7 protein-coding genes are annotated in these 13,270 nt (G+C 66.3%); 1 reads left to right on the forward strand and 6 read right to left on the reverse strand.

Annotated elements, in window-relative coordinates:
• Position 1: 1 nt before the first annotated feature.
• The 6 genes from AC59GX_RS15975 to AC59GX_RS16000 form a co-directional block, all read right to left on the reverse strand.
• Positions 2-2,530, reverse strand: coding sequence for a glycoside hydrolase family 31 protein (locus AC59GX_RS15975; RefSeq protein WP_426282396.1), 2,529 nt, complete (start codon positions 2,528-2,530; stop codon positions 2-4).
• Positions 2,527-4,059 carry a tryptophan halogenase family protein gene (locus AC59GX_RS15980; protein WP_497302065.1) on the reverse strand — a complete coding sequence of 511 codons (1,533 nt, stop codon included), beginning with the start codon at positions 4,057-4,059 and terminating at the stop codon, positions 2,527-2,529. Before AC59GX_RS15980 ends, AC59GX_RS15975 begins: the two co-directional genes overlap by 4 nt.
• The gene (locus AC59GX_RS15985) at positions 4,056-5,669 is read right to left on the reverse strand and encodes an alpha-amylase family glycosyl hydrolase (RefSeq protein WP_426282392.1); all 1,614 of its coding nucleotides are present in this window, start codon (positions 5,667-5,669) and stop codon (positions 4,056-4,058) included. The genes AC59GX_RS15980 and AC59GX_RS15985 overlap by 4 nt, the downstream gene beginning before the upstream one ends.
• Positions 5,669-7,471, reverse strand: coding sequence for an alpha-amylase family glycosyl hydrolase (locus AC59GX_RS15990; RefSeq protein WP_426282390.1), 1,803 nt, complete (start codon positions 7,469-7,471; stop codon positions 5,669-5,671). Before AC59GX_RS15990 ends, AC59GX_RS15985 begins: the two co-directional genes overlap by 1 nt.
• Positions 7,468-8,982: a tryptophan halogenase family protein gene (locus AC59GX_RS15995; protein ID WP_426282388.1), complete on the reverse strand. Its 1,515-nt coding sequence runs from the start codon at positions 8,980-8,982 to the stop codon at positions 7,468-7,470. Before AC59GX_RS15995 ends, AC59GX_RS15990 begins: the two co-directional genes overlap by 4 nt.
• 83 nt (positions 8,983-9,065) lie before the next feature.
• Positions 9,066-12,017 (reverse strand): TonB-dependent receptor, encoded by a 2,952-nt coding sequence (locus AC59GX_RS16000; RefSeq protein WP_426282386.1) that lies wholly within the window; start codon positions 12,015-12,017, stop codon positions 9,066-9,068.
• 212 nt (positions 12,018-12,229) lie between these two features.
• Here AC59GX_RS16000 and AC59GX_RS16005 point away from each other — a divergent pair, with 212 nt between their 5' ends.
• Positions 12,230-13,252 carry a LacI family DNA-binding transcriptional regulator gene (locus AC59GX_RS16005; protein ID WP_426282457.1) on the forward strand — a complete coding sequence of 341 codons (1,023 nt, stop codon included), beginning with the start codon at positions 12,230-12,232 and terminating at the stop codon, positions 13,250-13,252.
• Positions 13,253-13,270: the final 18 nt, after the last annotated feature.

Genomic DNA, 13,270 nt, shown 5'->3' on the forward strand with positions numbered 1-13,270 from the left:
ATTACCGCAGGGAGATGGTTTTCAGCGCTTGTCCAATCGCCACTTGCCGTCCCTCCAAGTGTACCGTGCCGGCAATATTCATTTGTGGAATGACCAAGGTCGACGTTCCGGCTGCTGCGTCTTGAGCGACACTGGTCTGCTTACCCTTTACGCCGGCATTGCCGGCGCCGTCCCAACCGTGGACGGTGATCGCAATGCTCTTCCACCACGGCTTGAAGCCACCCTCGGGCTTGGCGAAGTCGATCGACAGGCCGGTCGGCGTGATCGTGCAGCGCACCGTCTGGCGGAAATTGCCGCGGCGGGTGTACGCCAAGGTGCGGCCGTCGTCCTCGTAGAGCGTGCCGATGCAATCCGCGCCGGGATAGACGTCGAGCCGCAGCGGACCGTTCGGGGTTTCGCTCGTGCTCTGGACCAAGGGCTGGCGGGGCAGGATCGTGCCGGCGCGGACGAACACGGGCAGGCGATCGAGGCGCGGTGTTTCTGTCACGCGATCGCCTAGCGTCCGCGCGGTCGGCACGGCTTGCGTCGCAGACTGGATCGGGCCGGCGGCGGCGGGCTCGGGCGTGCCGACGCGCTGGCCGGTCCAATAGTCGTACCAGCCGCCAGCGGGCAGGCACACGTCGTAGGTCTGCGGCGATTCCGGCTTGGGCGGCGGCGCGATCAGCAGCGACTTGCCGAGCGTGAACGCCATCGACTGGTCGCACGACGCGGTCGCGGCGGCCGGGTAATCGTAGAACACCGGGCGCATGATCGGATCGCCGAACCGCGCATTCTGGTCCGCCAGCGCGTAGAAATACGGCATCAGGCGATAGCGCTCCTCGATGAAGCGGCGGCGGATTGCTAGGTGGTCGGGGCCATCGACCCAGGGTTCCACGCGAGGGGTGCCGGTCGCCGAATGGTTGCGGAACACTGGCGTGAACGCGCCGATCTCGGTCCAGCGCGTGAGCAGGTCGGGGCTCGGGCCACCCGCGAACCCGCTGACGTCGGCGGCGCTGTAGCCGAAGCCCGACAGGCCGAGGTTGATGATCTGCTGCACCGACAGCTTCAGATGATCCCAGGTCGCGCTGTTGTCGCCGGTCCAGGTGACCGCGTAACGCTGCCCGCCGGCATAGCTCGCGCGCGTCATCACGAACGGGCGCTCGTCGGGGCGCAGTTTCAGCAGGCCGTCGAACGTGGCGCGTGTGTTGAGCATGCCGTAGACGTTGTGCGCCTCGCGGTGATCGGTGATGCGGGCTGCGAAATCGTCGCTGTCGATGCGGTGGCGCGTGTCGAGCGGCATCGTCTTGGTCGGCGTCTCGAAGATCGCCGGCTCGTTCATGTCGTTCCAGAACCCAGCGATCCCGGCGTCCAGGAAGCCCTTATATTGCGTGCCCCACCAGGTCCGGGCGGCGGTCTTCGTGAAGTCCGGGAACACCGACGGGCCGGGCCAGACCGGCGCGACATAGGGGCTGCCATCGGCGTTCTTGATGAACGCGTCGGCCTTCATCCCGCTCTGGTAGGGCGCGTAACCCTGCTCGACCGCAGCGATGTGGAGGTCCGTGATCGCGACCAGCTTGATCCCGTCAGCCTTCATCTCGCTGGCGAGCTTGGGCAGGTCGGGAAAGGTCTTGGCGTCGGTGGTGAAGGGGCGGTTGCGATCCTGATAGCCGATGTCGAGCCAGATCACGTCGGTCGGCACGCGGTCGCTGCGCAGGCGGGCGGCGATCTGGCGGACCTCGTCGGCGCTGCCGTAGCTGTAGCGCGACTGCTGGTAGCCGAGCGCCCATTTCGGTGCGAGCGGGGCGTGGCCGGTCAGGTCGGCATAGCGGCGCGTGACCTCGGCCATCGAGGGGCCGGCGATGAAATAATAGTCGATCGGGCCGTCGGGGCCGCCGAACGAGAGAGTCTCGGCATCGCGGTGGCCGAAGTCAAACCAGGTGCGATAGGTGTTGTCGAGGAGGATGCCGTAGCTGCCGCCCGCACCGCCGGTGCCGATGAAGAAGGGTATCGATTTGTAGATCGGGTCGTCCGCGCTGCTGAACCCGAACGCGTCGGTGTTCCAGTCGACGAAGCCGTGGCCGCGCCGGTCGAGCCCCTGCGTCTTATCGCCCAAGCCGTAGAAATGCTCGGCGATCGGCAGCGTCTTCGCGATCGCGAACGCCTTGCCGTCGGTCGCAACCGGCGCGGCATCGGCGGAGATGATCTTGCCATCAAGCGTCTCGAAGGTGATCGCGCCGCCTTCACCGACGCGGACGCGGACGCTGGCGGTGGTGAAGCCATCGGGGGCCGCGGTGACGGCGATCTTCTGGCGGCGGATCTCCGCGGGAACGGCCCAGCTGGCGTCCTCCGGGAACAGGCCGTTCTTGGCGACGCGGACGCGGATCAGACCGTCGGTGATCGCTGTGATCCGCGTCGCCTTGGTCCCGACCTGGACTTCGACGCCGTCGCGGCTCGGGACCAGCTTTGGTGCCGCGGCGACGTTCGTCTGGGCATGGACGGGTGCGCTGCCGATGGCGGCGGTAGCGGCGAGCAGGAGGGCGATGCGTTTCATACGTGATCCTTGTGGTCCGCCAGATGGCAGAGGCGAGAGGCGTGCGACCCGAAATTCGATGCGCAACGGGTCAGGAAATCGTCGATCCTCGGCAGGTCGATGGGATCGATGTCGGCGCCGGGCTGAATGAGCCGTGCGGCGTCGGGAAAGGTGCCGTAGCCGGCGAACAGGCAGTGCCAGCTGATCGCCGAATAATAGCGGCCGAGCCCGGCGCGATCGATCGCCGCGACCATGTCCGCGCCGGTGAACCAGGTGGACATCAGCATCTTGAGGTCGTCGGACAGGGCGTCCACGCCGCGCGCTTCCGCCCAATAGCCGGTCGGATCGTCGCGGCGCTGGTTCAGGCGGTAATGCGCGACGATGTAGTCGCGGACGCCGTCGTAGCGCGCGGCGATGCGCGTGTTGAACGCGGTGCGGACCGTATCTGTCGTGCCGCCTTCGTCTATTACGGCGAGGAATGCCTCGACGGTGGCGATGACGAGATGCAGCGCAGTCGCCTCGAGTGGCTCGAGGAAGCCCTGCGCGAGCCCGACTGCGAGCGCGTTGTGCGACCAGCTCTCGCGGCCGCGGCCGACGCGCATCTTGAGGTGGCGCGCTTCGCCGGCCTCGGCGCCGATATGCGCGCGCAGTTCCGCTTCCGCCTGTGCTTCGGTCAGGTGGCGGCTCGAGTAGACATAGCCGTTGCCGTTTCGGCTGGTCAGCGGGATGTGCCACGCCCAGCCGGCCGACAACGCGGTCGCGCGCGTCTGGCTGGGGATCGGCGTGCCGGTTGCGTGCGCGGTTGGCATCACTACTGCGCGGTCGTTGAGCAGTGCATCGGCATAGCTCACGAATGGCACTTCCAGCGGACCGAAGATTGTGCTGCGGAATCCGCTGGCATCGACGAAGAATTCGCCGGCGATACGCTCGCCGTCGGTATCGATCAGCGCGGCGACTTCGCCGGACTGCGTGCGCTCGACGCTGGCGATACGGCGCTGGAGATGGACGACGCCCAGCGTCTTGGTTGCGTGCGCTGAGAGGAACGCGCCGACCTTGTACGCGTCGAAGTGATAGCCGTAGCTGACCTCGAACGGGAAGTTTGCGGCAGGCTGCGGCGCGCAGTTCGCAGAGGCTAGTCGGGCAGGGAGCAGGAACCGGTCAGGATGTGCCTCGACGTCGCGACCGGTCCGTCGGGCCCGCGTGTTGTAGAAGAATTGCGGCGCGGTGTGACCGTCGAGCTCGGTAGGGAAGGGGTGGAAATACCGGTCATACCCCTCACGGTCGGACCAGCCTTCGAAGCCGATCCCGAGCTTGTAGGTCGCATCGCACGCCGGCATCCACTCGGCTTCGGCGATGCCGAGCGTGTCGAAGAAGTGTTTCAACTGCGGTGTCGATCCTTCGCCGACGCCGACGATGCCGATCTCCTGGCTTTCGACCAGCGTCACGCGCATGCCGCGATCCCGCCAGCGATGCGCGATCAGGCACGCGGTCATCCACCCGGCGGTGCCGCCGCCGAGGATCACGATGTGCTGGCCAAGCCCGTCGATCACCGTCGCAGGACCAGCCCGGACAGCGGCGGCAGCGTCGTCGTGTCGGCGCCATCGGTCGCGAACATCATGTCGCCATCGGTGGCGATGCCGGTTGGCCAATCGCGCGCGTCTTCGCCGAGATTGAACACACAGAGCAGCGTCTCGTCATCGGATTCTCGCTCGAAAGCGATCACCGCATCATCGCTGTGCACGATCCGCAGGCTCCCCAGCCGTAACGCTGGATGCGCCTTACGCGCAGCAATCAGCGCCCGCGTCCAATGCAGCAGCGACGTCGCGTCCGCCTCCTGCGCGTCGACCGCGATCGCGCGGTGATCCTCCCCGAACGGCAGCCAAGGCTCGGTGCTGCCGAACCCGAGATCGGGCGCGCCGCCGATCCACGGCATTGGCGTACGCGCGCCGTCTCGGGACAAGGTCAACGGCCAGTTCGCGATCGCCTCTGGATCGAGCAGGTCGTCGAACGCGATGTCGACCTGCGTCAGGCCCAGCTCCTCGCCCTGGTACAGGAAGATGTTACCGCGCAGCGCGACGAGCAGCAGGATCTTCATCCGCGCAAACGCCTCGCGCTGGTCGGGCGTGGTCCAGCGCGACACCGCGCGCGGTGCGTCGTGGTTCTCGAACGCCCAGCTCGGCCAGCCGAGGCCCGGCGTATCGGGCCAGTTGCCGACCGCATCGACGATCAGCTCGGGCGTCAGCCGGTCCGCGTACAGGAAATCGAAGCCGTACGCGCTATTGAGCCGGCCATTGCCGCCAGTGAACAGCTTCATCTCGCGGTCGCTGTCATCGCCGCCGACTTCCGCCACCGTGAACCCGGCGCCATATTCGTCGAGCAGCGCGCGGATCCGCTCGATGAACCCGACGATGTCCGGATGGCTCTGGTTGTGCAGCTTCTGCTGGAAGTCGAACGACCGCGTGCGTGCGCGATTGGTCGCGGGCGCGGGCGGATTGTCGGTCAGCGCCGGGTCGTGCATCGCGAAGTTGATCGCATCGAGGCGAAAACCGTCGACGCCGCGATCCAGCCAGAACCGCGCCGTCGCGATCAGCTCGTCCTGCACCGCGGGGTTATGGCCGTTGAGCTGCGGCTGATCCTTCAGGAAATTGTGCATGTAATATTGCCCGCGCCGCGCGTCCCAGGTCCAGGCGGGGCCACCGAACACCGACTGCCAGTTCGATGGCGGCGTGCCGTCGGGCTTGGCGTCGGCCCAGACATACCAGTCCGCCTTCTCGCCACTGCGCGACGCGCGGCTCCGGCGGAACCAGTCATGCTCCTCCGAGGTGTGCGAATAGACCTGATCGATGATGATCTTGAGCCCCAGCGCATGCGCGCGCGCGATCAGCGCGTCGAAATCGGCGAGCGTGCCGAAGATCGGATCGACGTCGCGGTAGTCCGACACGTCGTAGCCGAAATCCTTCATCGGCGAGGTGAAGAACGGCGACAGCCACACCGCGTCGACGCCGAGGCTGGCGACATAGTCGAGGTGCGCGGTGATACCCGGCAGGTCGCCGATCCCGTCGTCGTTCGAGTCCGCGAAACTACGGGGATAGATCTGGTAGATCGTCGCGCCCTTCCACCACGGAAGGTCGGCGGCGGCTTCAGGCAATCGTGCAGGCATCAACGGGTCTCCGCGGCGCAGATGGCATAGCCGAACGCGGGCAGGGTTAGTGTGACACTGCCGGGGGCGGCAGCGCGTGGCGCGCATGTGCCGGCGAGCGTAATGAAGCGGTTGGAAACGGTCTCGACCTGTACCGCCTGTGTGATCGGCTTGGCCGACGTGTTGAACGCGAGCAGGGTTTCCGCACCCGTCGTCGGATCGAAGCGCGAGACGGCGAGCAGTCCCGGCGTTTCGCTACGGCTACGGATGACCGTCCGGCCACGGGTCAACGCTGGATGCGCGACGCGAACCCTCGACAGCTCGGCAATCTCGCGGAACAGCGGATTGGTCTCGCCAAAGCTTTCGGTCGCGGTCGTCTTGGTCGTGCCGAGCAGGCGGTTGTCGTTATAGATCGCGACCTTCGACGCGAACATGTCCTCGCGCGCGTCCTGGTCGTTGCCGTCGCCGACGAAGCCCTGTTCGTCGCCCGAATAGATCGTCGGCACGCCGCGCAACGTCAGCAGCATCGCGTTCGACAGCAGCACGCGCTTCAGCACTTCCTCGTCCGAGGCCTGCGGAAACGCCTTCCGCACGAAGGTGGCGAAACGGCCGTCGTCGTGGTTGCCGGTGAAGGTCGGCAGGATCGCCGCGGTGTCGACGCCCTTCGCATACAGCACGTCGCCGTCGAACAGCGCCTCGAACGCGTCGGTGCCGCGCGTGCCCGCGACCGTCTCGACCACCGCCTGCCGGAACGCGAAGTCGAGCACGGCGGGCAGCTTGTCGACGATCGTATGCTGCGCGAGCACCGCCGGGCGGACCTCGTGATCGGAGACTTCGCCGAAGATGTGAAAGTTCGGTATGCCGTTCGCCTGCGCCCGCGTCAGCATCGCCGGCACGAACTGCGCCCAGAATTCCGGGTTCACGTGGCGCGCGGTGTCGATGCGGAAGCCGTCGACCTTGAACCGGTCGATCCACGATCCGAAGATGTCGATCATGCCCGACACGACGCGCGGGTTTTCGGTCATCACGTCGTCGAGACCCGAGAAATCGCCCATCGTCGAGCTCTCGTTCATGAACGTGGTGTCGCCGCGATTATGGTAATAGATCGAGTCGTTGAGCCACGCCGGCACCTTCACATTGCGCTCGGCGGCGGGCACGTACGGCGTGTAGGCATAGGTCGTATCGGTCAGCCTGGCGAAGTTCGCCGCGGTCTGGACGCCGTCGCCGACGAACCCCGGATTGATCGCCTTGCCGCCGACACCGCCCTTACGCTGGTACGGATAGGTCGCGCGATCGCGGTACGGGCAGGGCCTGCCGACCGAGCATTCGCGGTACTGGATCACGTCGGCGGTATGGTTGATGATGATGTCCATATACACCTTCATCCCGCGCTTGTGGGCGGCGTCGACGAAGGCGGTCATGTCGGCGTTGGTGCCGAGATGCGGGTCGACCTGCGTGAAGTCGGTGATCCAATAGCCGTGATAGCCCGCGGACTCGTGGCCCGGCGAACCCTGCACCGCCTTGTTCTTGAAGATCGGCCCGAGCCAGATCGCGGTCGCGCCGAGATGCTGGATGTAATCGAGCCGCTTGGTCAGGCCCTTCAGGTCGCCGCCATGATAGAAGCCCTTCGCGGTCGGATCATAGCCGGTCTTGAGCCGGTCGCCGGCGATCCCGCCGTGATCGTTGCTCGGGTCGGCGTTCTCGAACCGGTCGGGCAGGACGAAATAGATGACCTCGTCCTGCGGCGCACGCGCGCGGTAGTCGGCGGGCGGTACGGCGGCCGCACCGGACAGCGCGAGCAGGACGGCGGCGGTGATGCTCATGCGCCGAGCCCTGCCGGTGACGCGCAATGCTGCGCGACGAACGCGGCGTGGTCCTGCATCTGGCCCGCCTCGCGCGCGTTCAGCTTGTCGATCGTGTCCATGAATTCCCCCAGGTCGCTCGTCGATATCGCGTCGGCCAGCGGGTGGTGGCCCGCCGGCATGATGCCTTGTCCCGCCAACACCTGAAGCCAGCCGACTTCGGTGAACAGCTCCTCATGCTCACGGACGATGTGACCGTTGCCGCGCCACAGGTCGATCTTCGCGGCGAGCGTGTCGGGAATGGCCATGTCGCGGCACTGGCGCCAGAACGGCGTGTCGACGCGCGCCGTCGCCTTGTAGTGGAGGATGATGAAGTCGCGGATGCGCTCGTATTCGAAGTCGCTCTGGCGGTTGAACTCGGTGCGATCGGCGTCGGCAATCACACGGCCCGGCAACAGCTTGAGCAATCGCGAGATCGCCGACTGGATCAGATGGATGCTGGTGGATTCGAGCGGTTCCATGAACCCGGCGGCGAGCCCGAGCGCGACGACGTTGCGGTTCCACATCCGCTTGCGACGACCAGTGCGGAACGCGATCGTCCGAGGCTCCGCCATCGCCGGCGTGTCGAGCCCGGCCAGCAACGTCGCGGTCGCCTCGTCCTCGCTCATATGCGCGCTGGAGAAGACGACGCCGTTACCCGTGCGGTGCTGCAACGGAATCCGCCACTGCCACCCGGCGGCATGCGCAGTCGAGCGCGTGTACGGCGTGAACGCTTCGCTGCGCGCAGACGGCACCGCGATCGCGCGGTCGCACGGCAGCCAGTGCGTCCAGTCCTCGTACCCGATCCCGAGCGCCTCCTCGATCAGCAGCCCGCGAAAGCCGGTGCAGTCGATATACAGGTCGGCGGCAACGGTGGTGCCGTTCTCCAGCAAAAGGCCGGAGACGTCGCCGCTCTCGCCGTCGCGGGTGACACGGACGATCTTGCCTTCGATCCGGTTGACGCCGCGCGTCTCGGAATAGCGCCGCAGGTAACGCGCATAGAGCCCCGCGTCGAAATGATAGGCGTACGGCATCGACGGCAGCGTCCGCGCGGTGCGCGCAGGGCCACGCTGCATCCGCTCGGCGAGCGCCGCGTGCGTGTTGAGCGAATAGGCGCCAAGATCGCCGGCCAGCCCGAGCGACCGCGCGCGCAGCCAATATTGGTGGAACGGCAACAGGCCGACATCGCGACCGACATCGCCGAACGCGTGCAAGTAGCGATGGCCCGGCTTGAACCAGTCGACGAACTCGATGCCGAGCTTGAACGTGCCCCCGGTCGCGCGGAGGAACGCATCCTCGTCGAGCCCGAGTGCATCGTTGAACAGATGGATCTGCGGGATCGTCGCCTCACCGACGCCGACGGTGCCGATCTCGTCGGACTCGATCAGGTCGATCTCGTACCCCGTCTCCAGGAACCGCGCGAACGTCGCCGCTGCCATCCAGCCGGCGGTGCCGCCACCAGCGATCACGATACGCAAAGGGTGATTGGCCATCGTCTACGTCCCCGCTTCGAAACCGTCAGGCGCCGCGATTGCGGGGCAAATGCGGGGCGGCGTGAACCGCCCCGCTATCGACATCAGAACTTGTAGGTGATGCCGACATAGTAGTCGCGACCATAGCGCTGATAGTCGATCACCTGGCGCGGATCGTCGTTCTGGTAGGTCACGAACGGACGGTCGGTCAGGTTCTTCGCCTGCGCCAGGATCGCGAAGTTCGCGAGCGGACCGCTCTGGAACTCGTACCCGATCTGCGCATCCAGGATGCCTTCCGATCGCGCGGTGCGATAGGTCGGGTTGGCGGATAGGCCGGCGACCTCGGCCAGGAAGCTGGAGCGGTAGCGATAGTTCGCGCGCGCCTGGAAGCCCCATTTCTCGAAGTAGATCGTGCCGCTGCCGGTCCACTTGGACAGGCCGGGCAGGGTGATCGCCTCGGTCGGGTTGCTGCCGTACTTGATCGTCGACTGCGTGTAGTTGCCGCTCGCGAAGATGCCGAAGCCGTCGAGCGCCGACGTGATCGCCTTGAACGGCAGCGACACCGTACCCTCGACGCCGAGCACTTCGCCGCGACCGGTATTGGCGGGCGACGAGACGTTGCCGATCGTCTGGCCCGCCGCAATTACCTGCGCCTGCTGCGCCGCGGTCAAAGCCGGCAGCAACGCCGAGAAGTCGTAGGGCAGCGAGTTGTTCGGATCGACGAAGTCGGTGAGGTGCTTGAAATAGCCCGACAGCGCGACATAGCCGCCGCCGTTGAAATACTTCTCGAACGACAGATCGATGTTGGTCGACTGATACGGCTTCAGATTGACGTTGCCACCGGTCGACGTGAACACCGGGAACAGGCCGGCTGGCGTCTGGCCGATGTTGGTCAGGTTGATCGCGACGTCCTGCGTGACGCGCTCCTGATCGAGACGCGGACGGACCATCGTCTGCGAGGCGCCGACCTTGACGAAGCCCAGCGGGATCAGTTCGACCGACATCGTCGCCGATGGCAGGAAGTTGGTGTATTTCAGCGACTGCGTCACCGGTGCGATCGTCACCGCGCCGCCGACGACGCTGGCGATCTGGCCGGTCGAGCTCTGGTCCGAATGCACCACCTGCGCACCGATCGAGCCCTTGAGCGGCTTGTCGCCGACCAGGCCGTCGATCGTGACCTTGGCATAGCCAGTCCAGACCTTTTCGAGCACGACATTGTCGCGCACCAGCGCCGACGGACGGCCATCGAACGCCGCGTTGAGCGAGTTGTTGTAGAGATACAGCGGATCGAGCGTCAGCATCTGTGGGATGCCGAGATAATCGAGCGCCACGTTCTTGCCGAGCAATGCTTCGCTGGGAACGTTGCCGCTCAGCGGCGAGCCGCTCGCCACGGTGCAGTTGGTGCCGCCGCCGGTCGGGCAGAGGAAGTACGACGTGTAGGCGCTGGTCTTCTTGCGCTGGCTGTAGTTGCCGCCGGCTTCCCAGCCCTTGACGACGCTGTCCGAGAACTCGCCGTTGAGGCTCGCGCGGAGCGACTTCAAATCGTCCTTGAAGCTCGGCCGGTTGAGGAAGCCCGACTGGACGACCTGCTGCGTGCCGTTGTTGCCCCAACCCTGCGGATCGGTCAGCTTGAAGATGTTGGTGTTGGTGTAATCCAACGTCGGCGAGAAGGTGTAGGTGCCATTGCCGTTCTGCTTGACGGTGACGGTGTCGGCGACGCCGCTCTTGGCGAACCCGGTGCCGGTGTTGGTCTCGAGCAGGAAGTCGGTGCGCTTGGCACGGCTCCAGCTTGCGTCGACGTTCAGGTGGATCGTCTCGGTCAGCTTGAGGTCGTTGTTCCAGCCGAGCGAGAAATTGTCCGCCTTGCGCTGGTTATAGTCGTTACGCTGCACCGCGAAGACGTTGCCGAACGTCGCGCTGGTCGCGAAGCCGTCGGCAATTGTCACGCCGGTAGCGGTCGTTCCGCCAGGCGAGGTCGGTGTCGTCAACTGACCAGCCAGCGGGAACTCGATGCCGCGCAGGATCTGCGTTTCCTCGAAGTGCGAATACAGCGCATCGAACGTCGAATGGAAGCTGTCGGACGGCTGCCACTCGATCGTGGCGACGCCGCCATAGCGCTTCAGCTCGTTCGACTGGACGTACGGCTTGGCGCCGTTGAGCAGGAACGGGCTGGTCGCGGTGCCGGCGCCGCTATAGCCCCACGCGTTGTAGCGCTCGTCCTGCGACGGCGTCTGCGTCGCCGACACGCCGATCGCGATGCCGAGCGTGTCGTTGGCGAACTTGTCGACATAGGTCGCCGACGCGCGATAGCCGTAGCGATCGCCATCCGGGTTGAGCTTGTCGATGCCGTTCATCTGCGCCCGCGCGCTGACCGCGATGATGCGGTGCGCCTGGTCGAGCGGACGCAGCATGCGCAGGTCGACCGTACCGGCGACGCCGGCGGCGATCAGCGAGGCATCGGCCGACTTGTAGACGTTGACGGTCTTGAAGAACTCGGACGGATACTGGTCGAACTCGACGCCGCGATTGTCGCCGGTCGTCACCTGTTCGCGGCCGTTGAGCAGCGTGGTCGAGAAATCGGGGCCGAGGCCGCGGATCGACAGGCGCTGGTCGCGGCCTTCAAGGCGCTGCGCGGTGACGCCGGGCAGGCGGGCGAGCGAGTCCGCGATCGACACGTCGGGCAGCTTGCCGACGTCTTCGGCCGAGATCGAGTCGACGATCAGGACCGACTGGCGCTTGATCTTCGCGGAGGATTCCAGGCCGGCGCGGATACCGGTGACGACGATCTCATCACCGCCGGCGGCATCGTCCTGGGTTGTGGGCGGCACGGCATCGGCGGGCTGCGGCGTCGGCGCGGCGACGGTCGGGACCGCGTCGACCTGTGCTGGTGCGGTCGGATTGGCATTCGCGGTGCCGGGCGTCGCTTGCGCGAACGCAGCCTGGCCTGGCAGCATCAGAGCAGCGGCGAGCGCGGTCGCGCTGACTTGCAGTGCGAGGCGGCCATGCGCGGAAATGCCGGACGCGACGCGCAGGCGGCACGGAATAGACTGGCTCATGAAATCCCCTTCAGGCGAGAATAATCCCGCGCATCCTCAATTGCTTGTTTTGGTATCCCCGACGTCGTGCTGACGCGTCGGGTGTCGCAACACGGCTATATTTCGGGTGGAGGCGTTGCAAAAGGGACGGGCATACGTATTCACTGTTTCATGCAAACCGTGTCTCCTCAGGACCACGCCCGCCCCCAGTGGCGCCGGCAAGGGCGCTGACGATGGGTCGCCGCCCGACATCGTTCGACATCGCGCAACTCGCCGGCGTGTCGCAGCCGACCGTGTCGCGGGCGTTGCGCGGATCAAAGTCGGTCAACGCGCAGACTCGCCAGCGGATCGAGGCGATCGCGCGCAGCCTGCACTACGCGGTCGACAAGCACGCCTCGTCGCTGCGCAGCCAGTCGGCGAACACGCTGGCGTTGCTGTTCTTCGAGGAGCCAGCGGAAGACGAGTCGACGATCAACCCGTTCTTCCTGTCGATGCTGGGCTCGATCACGCACGCTTGTGCCCGCGCCGGCTACGACCTGCTGATCTCGTTCCAGCAATTGTCGGGCGACTGGCACGTCGATTACCAGGACAGCCGCAAGGCGGACGGTATCATCCTGCTCGGCTACGGCGATTACGAGGCCTATCGCGCGCGCCTCGATCACCTCACCGAGCAGGGGACCAAGGTGGTGCGCTGGGGCGCGGTCGGTACGGGGCCTGCCGGGATCACGGTCGGCTCGGACAATCGCGGCGGCGGCGAGGCGGCGACCGCGCACCTGATCGCGCGGGGCCGACGGCGCATCGCGTTCCTGGGCGCAGCGGACGGGCGGTACCCCGAACTGGAGGACCGCTATCGGGGATATCTCGACGCGTTGGCGGCTGCGGGGCTGACGGCGGACGACGCATTGCAGGTCGATGCGATCACCACCGAAGATGCCGGACAGGACGCGATCGCCGAACTCGCGCGACGCAGCGCCGACTATGACGCGATCTTCGCGGCGAGCGACAGCATCGCGATCGGCGCAATGCGCGCGCTGGCGGCGGCGGGGCGATCGATCCCCGACGACGTCGCGATCGTCGGCTTCGACGACATCGCCTCCGCGCAACTCACCAACCCGCCGCTGACGACCGTGACGCAGGACGCGCGCCGGGCAGGGGAGGCGCTGGTACGGACGTTGCTGGCGAAACTGCGCGGCGAAGTGTCCGACGACTCGCCCTTGCCGACCCGCCTGGTGATCCGCGCGAGCAGCGGGGCCTAGCGACGACAACCCTCTGCC

This window comes from Sphingomonas sp. 320_CC (genome assembly GCF_059691795.1).

Excerpts from the sequence above, each read along its gene's own strand:
- AC59GX_RS15975 (WP_426282396.1), bottom strand. The coding sequence starts at position 2,530 with ATGAAACGCATCGCCCTCCTGCTCGCCGCTACCGCCGCCATCGGCAGC.
- AC59GX_RS15985 (WP_426282392.1), bottom strand. The coding sequence starts at position 5,669 with ATGCCTGCACGATTGCCTGAAGCCGCCGCCGACCTTCCGTGGTGGAAG.
- AC59GX_RS15990 (WP_426282390.1), bottom strand. The coding sequence starts at position 7,471 with ATGAGCATCACCGCCGCCGTCCTGCTCGCGCTGTCCGGTGCGGCCGCC.
- AC59GX_RS15995 (WP_426282388.1), bottom strand. The coding sequence starts at position 8,982 with ATGGCCAATCACCCTTTGCGTATCGTGATCGCTGGTGGCGGCACCGCC.
- AC59GX_RS16000 (WP_426282386.1), bottom strand. The coding sequence starts at position 12,017 with ATGAGCCAGTCTATTCCGTGCCGCCTGCGCGTCGCGTCCGGCATTTCC.
- AC59GX_RS16005 (WP_426282457.1), top strand. The coding sequence starts at position 12,230 with ATGGGTCGCCGCCCGACATCGTTCGACATCGCGCAACTCGCCGGCGTG.